At 28.7% G+C, this 18,381-nt stretch carries 17 protein-coding genes and 2 tRNA genes; 14 read left to right on the top strand and 5 right to left on the bottom strand.

The window, feature by feature from the left end; translation table 11 throughout:
* The first annotated feature begins 51 nt into the window (after positions 1-51).
* The 3 genes from yajC to secF are packed head-to-tail and all read left to right on the top strand — an operon-like array spanning position 52 to position 2,794.
* On the top strand, positions 52-336 hold the full coding sequence (gene yajC / locus B8063_RS07060; RefSeq protein ID WP_075521445.1) for a preprotein translocase subunit YajC: 285 nt from the start codon (positions 52-54) through the stop codon (positions 334-336).
* An 11-nt stretch (positions 337-347) separates the two neighbouring features.
* A complete protein-coding gene (gene secD / locus B8063_RS07055) occupies positions 348-1,901 on the top strand; it encodes a protein translocase subunit SecD (protein ID WP_085070777.1) in 1,554 nt (517 codons plus the stop codon).
* Positions 1,901-2,794 (top strand): protein translocase subunit SecF, encoded by an 894-nt coding sequence (gene secF, locus B8063_RS07050; RefSeq protein WP_085070775.1) that lies wholly within the window; start codon positions 1,901-1,903, stop codon positions 2,792-2,794. The genes secD and secF overlap by 1 nt, the downstream gene beginning before the upstream one ends.
* Here secF and B8063_RS07045 read toward each other — a convergent pair.
* Together B8063_RS07045 and uvrA are read right to left on the bottom strand one after the other, a co-directional pair.
* The gene (locus tag B8063_RS07045) at positions 2,791-3,393 is read right to left on the bottom strand and encodes a urate hydroxylase PuuD (RefSeq protein ID WP_085070773.1); all 603 of its coding nucleotides are present in this window, start codon (positions 3,391-3,393) and stop codon (positions 2,791-2,793) included. The two genes, secF and B8063_RS07045, sit on opposite strands and share 4 nt — an antisense overlap.
* Before the next feature lie 33 nt (positions 3,394-3,426).
* Positions 3,427-6,303, bottom strand: a complete 2,877-nt coding sequence (uvrA, locus tag B8063_RS07040; RefSeq protein WP_085070771.1) for an excinuclease ABC subunit UvrA — start codon at positions 6,301-6,303, stop codon at positions 3,427-3,429.
* Between the two features lie 80 nt (positions 6,304-6,383).
* On the opposite strand from uvrA, the gene ssb reads away from it, so the two are divergent.
* The 6 genes from ssb (at position 6,384) to B8063_RS07010 (ending at position 11,699) form a co-directional block, all read left to right on the top strand.
* The gene (gene ssb / locus B8063_RS07035) at positions 6,384-6,830 is read left to right on the top strand and encodes a single-stranded DNA-binding protein (RefSeq protein ID WP_085070769.1); all 447 of its coding nucleotides are present in this window, start codon (positions 6,384-6,386) and stop codon (positions 6,828-6,830) included.
* A gap of 5 nt (positions 6,831-6,835) precedes the next feature.
* On the top strand, positions 6,836-9,412 hold the full coding sequence (gyrA, locus tag B8063_RS07030) for a DNA gyrase subunit A (RefSeq protein WP_085070767.1): 2,577 nt from the start codon (positions 6,836-6,838) through the stop codon (positions 9,410-9,412).
* A complete protein-coding gene (gene coaD, locus B8063_RS07025; RefSeq protein WP_075521452.1) occupies positions 9,412-9,906 on the top strand; it encodes a pantetheine-phosphate adenylyltransferase in 495 nt (164 codons plus the stop codon). Before gyrA ends, coaD begins: the two co-directional genes overlap by 1 nt.
* The gene (locus B8063_RS07020) at positions 9,899-10,456 is read left to right on the top strand and encodes a peptidylprolyl isomerase (protein ID WP_085070765.1); all 558 of its coding nucleotides are present in this window, start codon (positions 9,899-9,901) and stop codon (positions 10,454-10,456) included. Before coaD ends, B8063_RS07020 begins: the two co-directional genes overlap by 8 nt.
* 6 nt (positions 10,457-10,462) lie before the next feature.
* Positions 10,463-11,575 carry a tRNA guanosine(34) transglycosylase Tgt gene (gene tgt / locus B8063_RS07015; protein WP_085070764.1) on the top strand — a complete coding sequence of 371 codons (1,113 nt, stop codon included), beginning with the start codon at positions 10,463-10,465 and terminating at the stop codon, positions 11,573-11,575.
* Between the two features lie 48 nt (positions 11,576-11,623).
* Positions 11,624-11,699: transfer RNA gene (locus B8063_RS07010), tRNA-Lys, on the top strand.
* A gap of 3 nt (positions 11,700-11,702) precedes the next feature.
* On the opposite strand, the gene B8063_RS07005 is transcribed toward B8063_RS07010, so the two are convergent.
* Positions 11,703-12,524, bottom strand: coding sequence for a M48 family metallopeptidase (locus B8063_RS07005; RefSeq protein WP_085070762.1), 822 nt, complete (start codon positions 12,522-12,524; stop codon positions 11,703-11,705).
* A 123-nt stretch (positions 12,525-12,647) separates the two neighbouring features.
* Between B8063_RS07005 and B8063_RS07000 the strand changes: the two genes are divergently transcribed.
* Positions 12,648-13,271, top strand: a complete 624-nt coding sequence (locus B8063_RS07000) for a DUF502 domain-containing protein (RefSeq protein ID WP_085070760.1) — start codon at positions 12,648-12,650, stop codon at positions 13,269-13,271.
* Here the strand turns inward: B8063_RS07000 and B8063_RS06995 are convergent.
* Positions 13,264-15,306 (bottom strand): ATP-dependent DNA helicase RecG, encoded by a 2,043-nt coding sequence (locus B8063_RS06995; protein ID WP_085070757.1) that lies wholly within the window; start codon positions 15,304-15,306, stop codon positions 13,264-13,266. The two genes, B8063_RS07000 and B8063_RS06995, sit on opposite strands and share 8 nt — an antisense overlap.
* Positions 15,307-15,330: 24 nt before the next feature.
* Between B8063_RS06995 and B8063_RS06990 the strand changes: the two genes are divergently transcribed.
* On the top strand, positions 15,331-15,585 hold the full coding sequence (locus B8063_RS06990; RefSeq protein ID WP_075521458.1) for a succinate dehydrogenase assembly factor 2: 255 nt from the start codon (positions 15,331-15,333) through the stop codon (positions 15,583-15,585).
* Here the strand turns inward: B8063_RS06990 and B8063_RS06985 are convergent.
* Positions 15,586-15,675 (bottom strand) — tRNA-Ser (locus tag B8063_RS06985).
* A gap of 88 nt (positions 15,676-15,763) precedes the next feature.
* Here B8063_RS06985 and rarD point away from each other — a divergent pair.
* From rarD to B8063_RS06970, 3 genes are read left to right on the top strand one after another with little or no spacing between them, the layout of a single operon-like run.
* Complete coding sequence (rarD, locus tag B8063_RS06980; RefSeq protein WP_085070755.1) at positions 15,764-16,645, top strand: EamA family transporter RarD; 882 nt, start codon at positions 15,764-15,766, stop codon at positions 16,643-16,645.
* Positions 16,632-17,630: a lytic murein transglycosylase gene (locus tag B8063_RS06975; protein WP_085070753.1), complete on the top strand. Its 999-nt coding sequence runs from the start codon at positions 16,632-16,634 to the stop codon at positions 17,628-17,630. The genes rarD and B8063_RS06975 overlap by 14 nt, the downstream gene beginning before the upstream one ends.
* Positions 17,620-18,381, top strand: coding sequence for a hypothetical protein (locus tag B8063_RS06970; protein ID WP_085070751.1), 762 nt, complete (start codon positions 17,620-17,622; stop codon positions 18,379-18,381). Before B8063_RS06975 ends, B8063_RS06970 begins: the two co-directional genes overlap by 11 nt.

The following is an 18,381-nucleotide window of genomic DNA, read 5'->3' as shown; positions in this document are numbered from 1 at the left end:
TTGTCATTAAAAATTAGATAGTATAAATAATCTTAAACTTTAGAGGATCATATGGACAGTGGAATTGGACAATTTATACCGTTAATTTTAATATTTGTTATTTTTTATTTCTTTTTAATTAGACCGCAACAAAAGAAAGTTAAAGAACATAAGGCAATGGTTGAAAATTTAAAAAGAGGGGACAAAGTTGTAACTTCAGGTGGAATTGTTGGTACTGTTGAAAGAATAATTGATAATGACAAAGTTGAAGTACAAATCGCCGAAAATATTAATGTTGAGGTAGTTAGAGCTACTGGAATTCAAGGTTTAATAAATACTGCAGAGCCAAAAAAATAACATTAATTTAAATGTTATACTTTTCAAAATTAAGAATATTTAGTGTAATTATATTTACCTTAATTTTATCTTATTTTTCCCTCTCAAACTTTTTTAAGATAGATGATAATTTTTTTTCAAAAAATATAAAACTTGGATTAGATCTACAAGGTGGTTCATACTTACTACTCGAAATTGATAATAAGCCTGTAATTACTCAAAAACTCCAAAACAAAGTTATGGAGTTGAAAAATTTTTTTAAGGATAAAAATATTATTACAAGAAATTATACCGTAGATAATAATTCAATTATTTTTGATACTACCCCAGACAAATCTGATGAATTAAACAATATTTTAGATGATGATGAAAGTGAAATTAATCCTTACTATCAACAGTATAAGTCACATGAATTTGATTTTGTAAAAAATCAAGACTCTTTTAAATTAACCCTTTCTAAATACGGACTTGTTCTATTAAAGAATGCTTCTCTAGATCAAGCAATTGAAATTGTAAGAAGAAGAGTTGATGAGGTTGGAACCAATGAACCAAATATTTTAAAAAGAGGGAATGATAGAATTTTAGTAGAATTGCCTGGTTTAGATGACCCTGGCAGAATAAAATCTTTATTAGGAAAAACTGCTAATTTGACTTTTCAATTTATTACTCAAAATACCGAGGAGTCTTTTGGAACTGAAAAATTAGAATTTGAAGATGGTTCTGAGAACGCAATTGTTAGTAAGCGTATTATCTTAAGTGGTGACAACTTAGTAGATGCAAAACCATCTATGAACTCTCAAACCAATGAAACAGTTGTATCTTTTACTTTGGATAGAGTAGGTGCAAAAAAATTTGGAAAAGCTACTAGTACAGGAGTTGGAAAAAGACTAGCAATTATACTTGATGGTAAAATTATTAGCGCTCCATCAGTTAGAGAGCCTATAATTGGTGGATCAGGTCAAATATCAGGAGATTTTACATTTCAATCAGCAACAGATTTAGCTTTATTATTAAGATCTGGAGCTTTACCCGCACCTCTTAACATTATTGAGGAGAGAACAGTAGGACCCGATCTTGGACAAGATTCAATTGATGCTGGGATAATGTCATTAATAATTGGTTTTATATTAGTAGTACTATTCATGATTTATAAATATAGAGTTTTTGGTGTAATTGCGAATTTAGCATTAATTTCAAATTTATTTTTACTTGTTGGTGTATTAACGATATTCGAAGCTACTCTAACATTGCCTGGAATAGCAGGAATAATCTTGACTGTTGGAATGGCAGTTGATGCAAATGTTTTAATTTTTGAGAGAATAAAAGAAGAAATTAAATCTGAGCGAAATCCAATTATTGCTTTCGATTCTGGTTATACAAAATCAAGAACTACAATTTTAGATGCAAATATTACTACATTAATAGCAGCTGTAATATTATTTTTCATGGGATCTGGTCCAATCAAAGGATTTTCAATAACATTAGGTGTTGGAATTCTAACTACGCTATTCTCTGTATACTTCATAGCGAGACTTTTTACTGCATTTTATGTGATTAAAAATAAGGAAAAAGAGAGTTTAATATAATGAGAGAAATATCGTTTAATAAGTTTTACAAATCATTCAATATTCTCTCAATTGTTCTTATTGTTACATCGCTAATTCTATTGGCGTTTAAAGGGTTAAATTATGGTGTTGATTTTAAAGGAGGTACATTAATTGAATTAAGAACTGATTTAAATTCTGCAAATATTAAAAATATTAGAGATAGTTTTAATCAATTAAATCTTGGAGATGTGTCTGTTAAAAACTTTGGAAATGACACTGACTTTATTATTAAATTTGAAAAACAAAATTCAAATGATCCAAAATTTATAGATAATATTAAAACTAAACTTTCAGGCTCAATTGGAACGGTAGATTTTAGAAGAGTTGAAAATGTTGGTCCAAAGGTAAGTGCTGAACTTTTACAATCAGGCATTATAGCTATTGCTTTATCTTTAGCAGCTATGCTTTTATATATTTGGATACGATTTGAGTGGCAATTTAGTTTAGGAGCAATTGTTGCACTTTTTCATGATGTAATCATTACACTTGGAGTTTTCTCCCTATTTTCATTAGAAATAAATTTATCAATTGTAGCAGCAGTGCTTACCATAGTTGGATACTCAATGAATGATACGGTTGTAATATTTGATAGGGTTAGAGAAAATCTAAGAAAATTTTCTGATATTAAAATTTTTGAATTAACAAATATTTCAATCAACCAAACACTATCAAGAACAATTATTACATCTGCCACTACTCTATTAGCACTTTTATCAATTTTTATTTTTGGAGGTGAAATTCTAAAAGGATTTTCATTAGCAATGATCTTGGGTGTTATATTTGGAACTTATTCTTCAATTTATATTGCAAACCCAATTTTAGTTGTCCTAAAAGTATCGCAACGAACTATAGTAAAAGAAGATAAAGATTAATATAAATTTTGAGCAGCCACCATTGAAAGTAGCATTGGCAATGAAAGAAGAGTATTTGTTCTAGAAAATAACATTGCAGTTTTTGCGGACTTTGCTTTTATCTCAGGTTCACACTCAACTATGCCTAAGGCTCTTTTTTGATTAGGCCAAATAACAAACCAAACATTAAATGCCATTATCAATCCTAACCACATACCAATACCTATTGCAGTATTTTTACCACCACCAGAACCAATACCTAAAGTCATTGCTTGATGAACATATCCATTTAAATATGCAAGAATTAAACCTGAAACTACTGTAACTAAAGCTGCCCATCTAAACCAGAATAGGGCGGATGGAGCTATTACTTTTCCAATAGCAGGTTTCTGTTCATCTGGTATTTTTGGCATATTAGGTATTTGAACGAAATTGAAATACCACAGTAATCCAATCCACATAGTTGCTACAATCACATGAATATATCTGAATACCCAGCTCCAGAATAAAACATCAATATCAAATCCTCCATTCGCAAAGTACAAACCTAAAAAAAGAATTACAGATATTCCTAAAGATAAATGAACTGTTTTTGATAATGATTGTAGAATCGAAATCATAAAAATTAATTATACAATGTTTTTTTTACAATATTAAGCAGTTTTTTTAAATTTTGTATTTAAAAGAGGTTTTAGAAATTTTCCAGTGTAACTACCGTCAACTTTTGCCACATCTTCAGGTTTTCCTTCAGCTATAATATTTCCTCCCTTAACACCTCCCTCTGGACCCATATCAATAATATAATCGGCAGTTTTAATTACATCTAGATTATGCTCAATAACAACTACACTATTTCCTGTAGCAACAAATGTATGTAGAATTTCTAATAATTTCTTAATATCATGTTGATGCAAACCAGTTGTAGGTTCATCTAGAATATACATTGTTCTTCCAGTTGATCTCTTTGATAATTCTTTTGCTAATTTAATTCTTTGTGCTTCACCACCTGATAGAGTAGTTGCTTGTTGTCCAATTTTGATATACCCAAGTCCAACTTTCTTAAGTGTTAGAAGTTTTGTTTTAATATTTGATATATTCTCAAAATACTCACAACCTTCATCAACTGTCATATTCAACACATCAGCAATACTCTTATCTTTAAATTTAATTTCTAATGTTTCTCTATTATATCTTGTTCCCTTACAATCATCACAAGTAATATATACGTCAGGTAAAAAATGCATCTCATATGTGATTACTCCATCACCTTCACAAGCCTCGCACCTTCCACCTTTAACGTTAAAAGAGAAACGACCTGGTTTGTAACCACGACTTTTAGACTCTGGTAAGTTTGTGAACCAGTCTCTTATTGGCCCAAATGCACCAGTATATGTTGCAGGATTTGACCTTGGTGTTCGTCCAATTGGAGATTGATCAATATCGATAACTTTATCAATTAACTCAATACCTTTAAAACCTCTAAAAGGTTGAGGAATTTTTCTAGATTTATTATTATTTAGTGTAAGGTTTAAAGCGTTGTAAAGAGTTTGAAGAACTAAAGTTGATTTACCACTTCCTGACACCCCTGTAACACAAGTAAAACTACCTAATGGAATTTTAAGATTAACATTATTTAAGTTATTACCACTTGCACCATTGATTTCTAAAAATCTTCCATTTTTTGCAAGTCTTCTATTTTTTGGAATTGGTATAAAGCTTTTATTTGATAAATATCTTCCAGTAATGCTATCATTATTTTTCAAAATTTCTTCATAACAACCTTGTGCAACTACTTGACCACCTTTATTCCCAGCTTCTGGCCCAAGATCAATTATATGGTCTGCGTTTTCCATTGTTTCAGTATCGTGTTCAACAACAATCACAGTGTTACCAAGATCTCTTAATCTTTTTAAAGCATCAATTAATTTAACATTGTCTTTTTGGTGCAATCCAATTGATGGTTCATCTAAAACATATAAAACTCCTGTAAGTCCTGAACCAATTTGAGATGCTAGTCTAATTCTTTGAGCTTCTCCACCCGATAGAGTTCCAGACTCTCTTGAAAGTGTTAAATAATCAAGACCAACGTTTAATAAAAAATCTAACCTTTCATTTATTTCTTTTAATATGTGCTGTGCAATTTTTAATTGTTTTTTATCTAGATTGTTATTTAAAGATCTAAACCATTCTTTTGCATCGTAAATTGATTTTTCTGTTACTTCGCTAATGTTAAGTTCGTTAATCTTGACACATAAAGCCTCATCTTTTAACCTTTGACCGTTGCATCTTTCACATTTTGTATCAGATTGATATTGAGCTATTTCCTCTCTTTTCCAATCACTATCAGTCTCTAAATATCTTCTCTCTAAATTATTAACAACACCTTCAAAAGTTTTCTTGTGAGAATATTTTTCATAACCATCATCATAAGTAAATTTTATCTCCTCATCATCAGATCCAAAAAGTATTACATCTTTTATTTTTTTTGAAAGTTTTGACCATTTTTCATCAAGTGAAAATCCATAATGTTTTGCTAAAGATGCTAAAGTTTGGGCGTAATACATAGATGAAGATTTTGACCAAGGTTCAATTGCTCCATCTGCTATACTTTTTTTTTCATTAGGAACCACTAATTTTGGATCTACATTAAGTTTTACACCAATACCTTCACACTCTTCACAAGCACCGTAGGGACTATTAAATGAAAAAAGTCTAGGCTCAATTTCTTCAATGGTAAATCCACTTTCTGGACAAGCAAATTTTGTAGAAAAAATTAGTTTTTCTACTTTTCGGTATTTTTTTGGTAATGTTTCGTTTTCATATTCAACAAACAATAAACCATTTGCTAAATTAACAGCAGTTTCTACACTTTCAGCTAATCGATTTCCAAGTGATGAATTAATAACAATTCTATCTACTAGTATAGATATATCATGTTTAACTTTTTTATTTAATTCTGGTACATTGTCAATTTCATAAAGCTGGTCTTCTATTTTAATTTTTCTAAAACCTCTTTTTTTATAATTTAAAATATCTTTTTTATACTCACCCTTACGACCTCTAACGACTGGAGCATATAAGAAGATTGTAGATTTTTTTGGCAGTTCTTTAATTTTATCAACAATTTGGCTTATAGTTTGAGATGTAATTGGTTTACCAGTAAATGGCGAATAGGGCACGCCAGCTCTTGCATAAAGTACTCTCATATAATCATAAATCTCAGTTACAGTAGCAACGGTTGATCGTGGATTTTTTGATGTATTTTTTTGTTCAATTGAAATTGCTGGACTTAATCCTTCTATCAAGTCAACATTCGGTTTTTTCATTTTATCTAAAAACTGTCTTGCATATGCAGATAAACTTTCCACATATCTTCTTTGACCTTCTGCATATATAGTATCGAATGCTAGAGATGATTTTCCAGAACCAGACAGACCAGTAATAACAACAAATTTATCTTTTGGAATCTCTAGTGAGATGTTCTTTAAATTGTGCTCTTTTGCACCCTTAATAACTATCTTTTTAAGCATAATTTTTGTTGCTTTAGATTAATAAAATTAATATTCAACTTAATAAGTGATATAAATAAACATATCAGATATAAAATATTATGGCAGGTAGTTTAAATAAAGTACTTTTAATCGGTCGATTAGGCGCAGATCCAGAAGTGAAACAAATGGTAAATGGCAAAAGTGTTGCAAGATTAAGCCTTGCAACTAGTCAATCCTGGAAAGATAAAAACACAGGAGAAAAAAAAGAGAAAACAGAATGGCATAGAGTGGTTGTATTTAACGAGGGACTAGTTAGTGTCGTTCAACAGTATCTCAAAAAAGGCGCACAAGTATACGTTGAAGGACAACTTTCAACACGAAAATGGAAAGATGAACAGTCTGGTCAAGATAAGTATTCGACAGAAATTTTAATACAAGGTTATAATTCTTCTTTAACAATGTTAGGTGGTGGAAATCAAAATTCGATCCCTTCTCAAGATAATAAACAAAATTTTGAAGACAATAGCATTGCTCAAAACGATATGGACGATGATATTCCATTCTAGTTTTTATGCAAAAAAACGAGGCACCTAAAGATTTAAATATCAAACCAATTTCAATGTATGATGAAATGAGTTCGTCATACTTGTCTTACGCAATGAGCGTTATAATAAGTAGAGCTCTACCTGATGTAAGAGATGGTTTAAAACCAGTACATAGAAGAATTTTGTATGCAATGCATAAGGGAGGTTTTGATTGGTCAAAACAATTTAGAAAATCTGCAAGAATAGTCGGAGATGTAATTGGTAAATATCATCCACATGGTGATCAAGCCGTATATGACGCTTTAGTTAGAATGGTTCAAGATTTTTCAATGAGCCTTCCATTAATTGATGGTCAAGGAAATTTTGGTTCAATTGATGGTGATCCACCAGCTGCTATGAGATATACAGAAACAAGATTAGCAAAAATAGCTCAATTTTTATTAGACGACATAGAAAAAGATACAGTTTCATTCAAAAGTAATTATGATGAAACAGAACAGGAACCAGATGTCCTTCCCGCACAGTATCCAAATTTATTAGTTAATGGAGCAGGAGGAATTGCTGTCGGTATGGCAACAAGTATACCTCCTCATAATTTAGGTGAAGTTGTAGATGCTACTTTAGCTTTAATCAAAAATAAGGACATAAAATTAGGTGAATTGATGAAACATGTCCCTGGTCCAGATTTTCCAACTGGTGGTATTATTATTGGCAAAGATATTATTAAACAAGGTTATAAATCTGGCCGAGGTTCTTTTAAAATCAGAGGCGATATTAAGATTGAGCAAGCTAAAGGGGGTAGAGAAAGATTAGTAATAACCTCCATACCTTATCAAGTAAACAAATCTGTTTTAAATGAGAGAATAGCTGAATTAGTAAGAGAAAAAAAAATTGAAGGAATTAGAGATATAAGAGACGAGTCTAATAGAGAAGGAATTAGAGTTGCAATTGATTTAAGATCAAGTGTTGAACCTGAAACAATTAAAAGACAATTATATAAATATACATCCATTGAAAGTTCATTTGGTTTCAATACTTTAGCTATTGTAGATAACAAACCAAAGACTTGTAATTTAAAAGATTTTTTAGAAAATTTTTTAAAATTTAGAGAAGATGTAGTAATAAAAAAAACTAAATATGATCTAAAAAAAGCAGAAGATCGTGTTCATATTTTAATCGGATTATCGGTCAGTGTTGAAAATATAGATAAAGTAATAAAAATAATAAGACAATCCAAAAATCCTGAAGAGGCTAAGAATTCACTATTAAAAACAAAGTGGAAGATAAACAAGTCAGCAAAATTGATTAAATTAGTTGATAATAAAAATTATAAAGGAACTTATAGTTTATCTAATGAGCAAGTTGTATCTATTCTTGAGTTAAGATTACAGAAACTTACTGCTTTAGGAATAAACGAAATTGAAGTAGAAATAAAAAAATTAGCTGAATTAATAACTCAATATAAAAAAATTATTAATTCTAAAGCAGAGTTACTAAAAGTTATTAGTGCTGACTTGCAACAAATCAAAGATAAATTTTCTGAACCAAGAAGAACACAAATAATTGATGCCGTATTAAATTATGATATTGAAGAAACTATTCAAAAAGAGGCTGTAATCATTACAATTACGTTACAAGGATATATTAAACGTGGTGCATTAAGTAATGTAAAACAACAAAAAAGAGGTGGAAAAGGAAAAACAGGTATTAAAACTAGAGATGAAGACTCAGTAGTTCAAACCTTATCAGTCAATACACATACTTCAGTTCTATTTTTCTCTACAGAGGGATTGGCATACAAAATTAAAGCTTGGAAGATACCTGAAGGATCTGCATCATCAAAAGGTAAATCTTTATTCAACATTCTACCACTTAAAAATCACCAATCTATTAGCTCAATTATGCCTTTTCCAGATGAAAATGTTGATACAAAAGGAATGCATATTATTTTTGCTACAGCCAAAGGAAAAATTAGAAAAAATAATTTAGAGGATTTTAGTTCTATTAATCAATCAGGTAAAATTGCTATGAAATTAGATAGTGATGACAAAATTATCGGTGTAAAAATTTGCAAAGATGATCAAGACATTATTTTAAGCACAAAGTTTGGAAAATGCATCAGATTTGAATCTAAAAAATTGAGAGTATTTAAAGGTAGATCGTCTAAAGGCATTAAAGGTATAAATTTATCTGACAAAGATGCAATCGTATCATTATCTATAATTGATCATGATCAAAAAATTCCAAAAAAATCCTCAAAAGATGGATTATCAGAGGTAAAGGCTAAAGAAAAATTTATACTCTCAATTACAGAGAATGGTTATGGAAAAAGAACTTCCCATTATGATTTTCGAGTAACCAATAGAGGTGGAAAAGGTATAATTGGTATTGTCAACTCATCAAGAAATGGAAATGTATCATCATCTTTCCCAGTTTTTGAGGGTGATCAAATATTAATATCAACTGACAAAGGTAGAGTTATCAGAACTACTGTTAAAGAGATAAGAGTAGCAGGAAGAAACACTCAAGGAGTTAGAATTATTAAACTTTCTGGTGATGAAAAAGTAGTTTCGGCTATTAAATTAGATGATAATTTAATTTAATGAAAAATATTGCAATATATCCTGGTACTTTTGATCCTATAACCTTTGGTCATATAGATGTAATTAAAAAAGCTTTAAAATTTGTAGACAAAGTTGTTGTAGCAATTTCTGATGGAAACCAAAAAAATTTTTTATTTCCAATCGATGAGAGAGTAGATATTGTTAAGAAAGCTTTGTTCTCTGATCTTAAATTTACCAAAAAAAATATCGATGTTATTACATTTAATTCACTAACAACAGATTTGTGCAAAAAATATAAATCAAATATTATTCTAAGAGGTCTTAGAGCTGTTTCAGATTTTGAATATGAGTTTCAATTAGCTGGAATGAATAGAAAACTTTACAATAAAATAGAAACAATATTTTTAATGTCTGATGTTGAGAATCAAATTATTTCCTCAAGATTTGTAAAAGAAATCGCTCAACATAATGGAGATTTAAAAAAATTTACAACTAAGAGTACAATCAAATCTTTAAAGGAGAGATATGCTTAAATATATAAATATATTATTATTTATTTTATTAACTTTAACCTCAAAACTAAATGCAAAGGAGAATATAATGATTTTAAAATTAAAAGATGGAGATGTTAAAATAGAAATGTTTCCAGATGTTGCCCCTAATCATGTAAAAAGAATTACTGAGTTAGCTAACAGTGGTAAATATGATAATGTAGTATTTCATAGAGTTATTGATGGCTTTATGGCTCAAACAGGAGATGTAAAATTTGGAAATTCCTCATCATCCGATTTTAATCTGCAAAGAGCAGGAATGGGCGGATCTGACTTACCTGATTTAAAACAAGAATTTAATGATTTGCCCCATGAACGCGGCACTGTATCTATGGCAAGATCTTCTGATCCAAACAGTGCTAATAGTCAATTTTTTATTTGTTTTGAGTCAGCCTCTTATTTAGATAGAAACTATACAGTCTTTGGTAAAGTTATTGAAGGAATGGAGTTTGTAGATAAAATTAAAAAAGGTGATGGTCCTAATGGATCAGTTTCTGAACCAGATAAAATAATTAGTTTTAAGTCTGAATAAAAATGAATGGCATTAAAAAAATTTAATTTTAATGTTAATCATACTGAAAACCATTCACGAGTAGGAGTTATTGAAACCCATAGAGGTGATATTAATACACCTGCTTTTATGCCTGTTGGTACACAGGCGACCGTAAAAGGCGCATTCATAAAAGATGTAGTTCAAACTGGAAGCGAAATAATATTGGGAAACACCTATCACCTAATGTTAAGACCAGGTGTTGATAGAATTTCAAGCGTTGGAGGTTTGCATGAATTTATGAATTGCAACCTTCCTATATTAACTGACTCTGGTGGATTTCAAGTAATGTCATTATCAAAATTTAATAAAATTGATAGAGAGAAGGGTGCTATTTTTCAATCTCATATTGATGGTAATAAGTTTATTTTAAGTCCTGAGGAGAGTATTAGAGTTCAAAAGTGCCTCAACTCAGACATAGTAATGGTAATGGATGAATGTCCAAAAAAAACTGATGATTTTGAGAAAATTAAAAAATCAATGGATTTATCTATGTATTGGGCAAAAAGATCAAAAAATGCATTTGGCGACAATCCTCACAAAGGTTTATTTGGAATAGTTCAAGGCGGTCTGTTTAATGACTTAAGATTAAAATCACTAGAGCAGCTTATAGATATTGATTTTGATGGGTATGCGATGGGTGGTTTGGCGGTTGGAGAAACCCAGAAAGAAATGTTTGATGTATTGGATGGAGTTAAAGATTATTTACCAAAAGATAAACCTAGATATCTTATGGGCGTTGGTACTCCCTCAGACATTATTGGTGCAGTTAAAAGAGGTATTGATATGTTTGATTGTGTATTACCAACACGATCTGGCAGAACTGGTTTGGCATTCACATGGAATGGAAGAGTACAAATAAGAAATGCAAAATATCAAAACGATAATTCGCCTCTAGATTTAAATGTTTCTAAATTTGACTTAAATAAGTACTCAAAAAATTATTTGAATCACTTATTTAATACTAATGAAATGTTAGCATCTATGCTGTTAACTTTAAATAATATTAACTTTTATCAGGAGTTGATGAGTGAGATTAGAAAAAATATTAAAAATGGAACTTTTGAAGAATTTCACGATAAGTATATTAACATTCTGTAAAAATTATCCATTGATAAATGGATAAAAATCAATATAAGGACCCCCGTTGGGCCGTTAGCTCAGTTGGTAGAGCAATTCCCTTTTAAGGAATGGGTCGATGGTTCGAGTCCATCACGGCTCACCAATTTTAAGAAATTGGTGGATATTCTAAAGTTACCTCATTTATCCAAGAGGTGATGTTATTTATTCTATTGGTTGAGGAAGGATGTGTACTCATGAATTCCGGTGGTTCCTTACCTTTATTAGCTTCTCGCATTCTCTCCCAAATTTTTACTGTCTCTCTTATGTCATAGCCAGATAATGACGCAAATATTAAACCTAAGTAATCAGCTTCACTCTCTTGTTTTCTATTAAAAGGATTCATAATTCCAATTTGAGATAACAAACCAACTGTATCCATCCCAGTTGTTCTATTTACATTAGATACAGCACCTTTAGTTGCAATATCTAAAATTTTTGTACCCACATTTAATAACGTTCCTCTACTTGCTCTTTCAACTGAGTGTTTTGCTACTGCATGAGCTATTTCATGACCCATTACAGCAGCTAATCCATTATCATTTTTTGTAATATCAAGCATACCTGTATAAACCGCAATTTTTCCACCAGGCATACACCATGCGTTTTTTACTTTTTTGTTTTCTATTAAAATATACTCCCATCTAAAATTAGCTGTTGGATCCGGTTGATTACTTCTTGCAAAATATTCAGTTATTGAATTTTCAATTTTTGAGCCGATATTTTTTATTTTATTTAAAGTTGTAATATCTTTGCTAAGCTTTTCTTTTTCTTTCACTTTTTCGTATAATTGTTCTGCTTGAGCGTTAAGTTTTGCCTCAGGTATAAGTCTTAACTGTTTTCTTTCTGTTATAGGAACACTTGTACAGGCATGAAGACCAAAAGATGCACATCCACACCCCATTAAATATATGAAATTTCTTCTATTCACTTTTACTCACAATTATATTACATGTAACTAATAAACAACTATATGATTTTAAATAACAAGATTTTAGTTTTCTTATTTGTTCTTGCAGTATCATTTGTAATTTATTCAAGTTATAATTAAAATATGGCAAAATTTAAAAGAAAAAGCATATCTTTATTTGCTAAATTAAGAAATTATTTTATCACAGGAATAGTCGTATTAATTCCAATTGGTATTACACTCTATTTAACAAAATTTTTTATCTCTGTTTCTTCTAAACTAATACCTTATGAGCTAAACCCAAATACTTATTTGCCATTTGCTATCCCAGGTCTTGAAATAGTTCTTGCAATTATTTTTATAACCTTAGTTGGAAGTTTATCCTTATCATTTATAGGAAAAAAAATTTTACAATTCGTAAACGATTTATTTAAAAGAATTCCTATTCTTCGAACTATTTATTCAGCGATAGGACAGATGACAGAGTCGTTAGCTCCTAAAAAGGGAGATAGAAAAAGTGTAGTTTTAATTGAATATCCCAGAAAAGGAAGCTGGGCAGTTGGATTTGCAACTAAAGACAATGAAGGAGAAATCTCAAAAAAAACAAACAAAAATCTTGTTAATGTATTTGTTCCAACAACACCAAATCCAACTAGTGGATTTTTACTAATGTTTCCAAAAGAAGAGGTTTTATATTTAGATATGAGTTTTGAGGAGGCGTCTAAGTTTATTGTTTCTGCAGGTACCTCAAACCCTCAAGCTAAATAATATCATTTAAGATTGAAGCACGATCATAAAGTTTAAGTAATTTATAATACTCACCAATCTGTTTATCTTTTAGCTCAATTTTTTTAACCTCTTTTTCTGCTAATATAAAAAGATCTTTATGTAAAATAGGATCTGCCAATTTAAATTTTTTTAAACCACTTTGTTTAAATCCTAATACATCTCCATAACCTCTTAAAACCATATCTTGTTCTGAAATTTCAAAACCATCATTTGAGCTTTTTAAAATATTTATTCTTTTTTTTGCATTTTCACTTAAATTTGACTTAAACATTAAAATACATGTACTTTGTTTGTCACCTCTTCCAACTCTACCTCTGAGTTGATGCAATTGTGATAACCCATATTTATTTGCATTTTCAATGATGATTACATTTGCATTTGGGAAATCAATTCCTACTTCAATAACAGTTGTTGACACCAATACATCAATTTTTTTATTTAAAAAATCATCAAGAACTTTATTTTTTTCATCCTTTTCCATTGATCCATGAATTAGGCCAATTTTGTTTTTAAAATATTTTTCTAAAAATTTACTCTTTTCAACAGCAGACTGATGATCAAGTTTCTGTGATTTTTCAATAAGTGGGCAAACCCAAAATATCTGATTACCAGAGGAAATTTCTTTTTTACAAAATTTTATAATTTCATCTACTTTTGTTTCTAATTTACTATAAGTGGTTATTGCTTTTCTATTTTTTGGTTTTTCTTTAATTAAAGTAACATCCATATCTCCATAGATTGTCATTATCATAGTACGAGGTATCGGGGTTGCTGACATGACAAGTACATCGCAATTATTGCCACCTTTGTCTGACAATTCTTTTCTTTGTCTTACACCAAATTTATGTTGTTCATCGATAATAATTAAACCAAGATTTTTATAATCTACCTTTTTTTGAAAAAGGGCATGTGTGCCAATGATCAATTTTATTTTATTTTGTTTTATATTTTCTAATGTGCTTTTTTTTTGTTTATATTCAGTTTTTCCTGTTAATAGTTCAATTGATATATCTTTTCCAAATAAATCTGATGCAAAATTATAGTGTTGTTTAGCTAGTATTTCAGTAGGAACCATCAAAGCTACTTGAAAACCTGATTTTATAACATTCAACGCAGCAATTAGTGCAATTATTGTTTTTCCTGATCCTACATCACCTTGAAGTAGCCTAAACATTCTTTGTTTTGATTTGAGGTCATTATTTATTTCTTTCATTGCCTTTATTTGATCATTTGTAAGTATAAATTTGAATTTTTTTAAATATTTCTGACAAATATTTGGATCAAAAATCTTTTCTTTTTTTTTTATTTTCTTAATTTTTTTTCTTATTTCAGATGAGATTAAAAAGTTTGAGATAATTTCATCAAAAATTAATCTTCTTAGGTAATCTGAATTCTGAAGATTTTCAATTTCCTCACTGTGTATCTTTCTAATGGATTGATCCCAACTTACATTATTGAAATAGTTTAAAATTTCTGCGTTATGCCATTCTTTAAGTACAGGCATATTTTTAAATATGATTTCAATAGTTTTATTATATTTTGAAGCTGTGAGTCCTTCCGTCAGACTATAAGTATTTATATCTTTTATATTTCCATCCTCTGTCTCTGACACTAATTTTGGATTAGTTATTTGATATTTACCCTTATAAAAACCTACTTTTCCATAAATAATTATTTCTTGATCCAGAGGAAGTATTTTTTTTATGTAGCCTTCAAAACTATTAAAGAAAATACAATCTATTTTCTTTTCAGAAGATAAACAGTTAACCCTATTGGGCAAATTTCTTATTCTAGGAAAATTATACTTTTTCGGGACTAGTTGTATTGATTGAGTTTTGCCTATTTGTAATTGATCAATGTTTACTGTTTTTGAAGTTTCTATTTTTGAAATAGGTGCGTGCCACAATAGATCAAAAATATTTAATATTTTTTTTTTTAAAAATAATTGTGTTGTTTTTTTACCTATCCCTTTAATACTACTAATTTTTGATAAAAAATATTCATAATCCTGCATAAAGTATATATAAATCTTTATTATATGGATTCAAACAGGCAAAATCTTATTAATAAAATAAAATATAGAGCTCAGTATAGAGGCACTAAAGAAATGGACTTATTTGTTTATAAGTTTGTAAATGAAATTGTTGAAAATTTAAATTTAGAAGAATTAGAAGATTTGAATAAATTAATTAACCTTGGTGATGAAGAATTAATTAAAATTTCTGAGTCAAAAGATAACCAAAATTTATCTAAAGTCATAATAAAATTGCGAGAATTTAAAGAAAAATATTAATGGCGGAGAGACTGGGATTCGAACCCAGGAAAGAGTTGCCCCTTTGCCGGTTTTCAAGACCGGTGCTTTCAACCGCTCAGCCATCTCTCCGTGAGCTAGGTTTTATAAGTATTAATATATATTTCAACAATAAAATAGATAAGATATTAATCAAAATCTTTTTAATAATAATTTCATTATGGATAAAAAAAGTTTTAACCAAGGTTTGTTCTTAAGTGCAGTTGGATCTTTCTGGTGGGGCTTTTTTGGTGTTTTATATTTTAAGTATATTTCTTTTGCAGGTCATATAGAAGTTGTTGTGCATAGAAGTTTGTGGACTGCAGTTACACTTTTAGTAACAACAATTATTTTTTCAAAATGGAAGATTTTTAAGGAAATTATATCTAATAAAAAACAATTATTTATTCTATTTTTATCTGGGGTATTAATATTTTTAAATTGGGCAGTTTGGATTTATGCAGTTTCATCCAATCAAGTTATTAATGCAAGTTTTGGATATTTTATCATGCCGATATTAAGTGTTTTTTTAGGATATTTTTTTTTTAAAGAAAAATTAAATAAGAAAAGATTTGTTTCTATTTTGTTAGTTTTAGTTTCAATATTTTATATCTTTCTGATTGACTTTAAATCTATACCATGGGTTGGAATATCAGTTGCTTTAAGTTGGGGTTTTTACAACTTACTCAGAAAAAAAATATCAGTATCAACAGATATTGGTTTATTTATAGAAAGTTTATTTATCTTGCCTTTTATACTAATAGTTTTTTATTTTATTACTCAAAATAACTTTAATGACTTCTCACTATCAAATCCTATTTTGATGTTAATTCTTATGATGGCAGGCCCAATGACAGTGATTCCATTATTTTTATATGTAAGAGGTGTAGAATTGTGTGGTCTTGGACCTACAGGTATGATTTTTTATATTACACCCACATTACAATTTATTTTAGGGTATTTTTTGTTCAATGAGCCTTTCAATATTAACCAGTTAGTTAGTTTTATTTTAATATGGATTGCTGTATTCATTTATATTAGAGATTTATATGAAAATAACTAAATTATTTATAATAAATATAATCTTTTTTTTATTTAGCTTTAAATTTTTATCTGCCTCAGATTTTGAAAATTGGAAAATTGACTTTAAAAAAAAGGCTCTAGATGAAGGTATTAGTATAAAAACACTAAATAGAGTAATAGATAATACAAGATTTCTTCCTGATGTAATTAAATATGACAGATATCAACCTGAATTTTATGAGGATACTTATACTTATATATCAAAACGAACATCTCAAAAAAAAGTTGCTAAGGGCAGAAATCTTTATAATTCAAACCAAAAATTAATTGAAATTGTATCTAACGAGTTTTTAGTTGATAAAAATCTTTTATTAGCATTGATGGGTATAGAAACTAATTTTGGAACATATCTTGGAAAAATGGATATTGTTTCTTCGTTAGCTACACTAAGTTTTGATAAAAGACGTAGCAAATTTTTTACATCGGAACTCATAACTTTATTAAAATTAGTTGATGCAAATATAATTGATCCTGACACTTTATTTGGATCTTGGGCTGGAGCTTTTGGAAATTTTCAATTTATGCCATCAACAATTACTAACCACGCAATTGATTATAACAATGATAAAAAAATTGATTTAAAAAATATTGAAGATTCATTTGCATCAGCTGCTAATTATATAAAAAATTTAGGGTGGAAAAATGATATTCCATGTTTTTATAAAATAAATCTAAAAGATGATATCCCATTAGAATTTTTAAATACTTCAGCAAAAAAACTAAATAATAAAAGAAAAGTAAAGTATTTTTCAAAGTACATTGAAAATAGTGATTATTTAAAACAATTTAATAATCTTAATTCAGCAATTATTACACCTGATGTTGACATTGTTGAAAATGCAAAAAAGTTTTCACCTGCTTATATAGTTTTTGATAATTATGATTTAATATTAAAATGGAACAGGTCATTAAGATTTGCATTAGCTGTTTGTACCTTAAGAGATAAATTCAAAGATGAATTATAAAATTCCTCTTATACTTCTTTTAACTTTTTTATTTGCATGTGAACAAAGGTATACTAATTTAGAATATAACAGTAATTTTGAAAACTTTTCAAACAAAGGTTTTGCCTTAATTTTTGATGAGCAACTTTATAAAAACAAAATTGTTAATAAAAAAATAGATGAAAGATCGCTTATAATTTTTAATAATAAATTGAAATATGATACTCCAGTAAAAGTAACAAATTTATTAAATGGAAAATATATTTTAGCTAAAATAGGTAAAAAATCTAAATATCCTTTTTTTTATAATGCTGTTATATCTAAAAGAATAGCAGAAGAATTAGAAATTGATCTATCAGAGCCTTATATTGCCGTTCAAACAATAAATACCAGTGGTGCATTTGTTGCAAAGAAAGCTAAAACATTTAAAGAAGAGAAAAAAGTAGCAGATAAAGCTCCTGTAGATGGCATTACTATTGAAAATTTGGGCGATGAAACAAATAAAATAAAAAAAACAAATAAATTAAAATTAAAAAAGAAGGAGTTTAATTATATCATTAAATTTGCAGACTTATATTTTGAAGATTCGGCTCTAATTCTTAAAAAAAGATTAATTGATGAGTACAACTTAAGTAATATTTCAATAGATAAAATAAATAATAATGTTTATAGGGTTTATAAAGGACCCTTTGATAATATAAAGTCTATTAAAATTGAGTTCGATAAAATAAATCTAATGGACTTTGATAATATAGATATAATTAAATTATAA

Source organism: Candidatus Pelagibacter sp. RS40, from assembly GCF_002101295.1.
Taxonomy (GTDB): Bacteria; Pseudomonadota; Alphaproteobacteria; order Pelagibacterales; family Pelagibacteraceae; genus Pelagibacter.
This window is presented reverse-complemented; position numbering and strand designations above follow the sequence as displayed.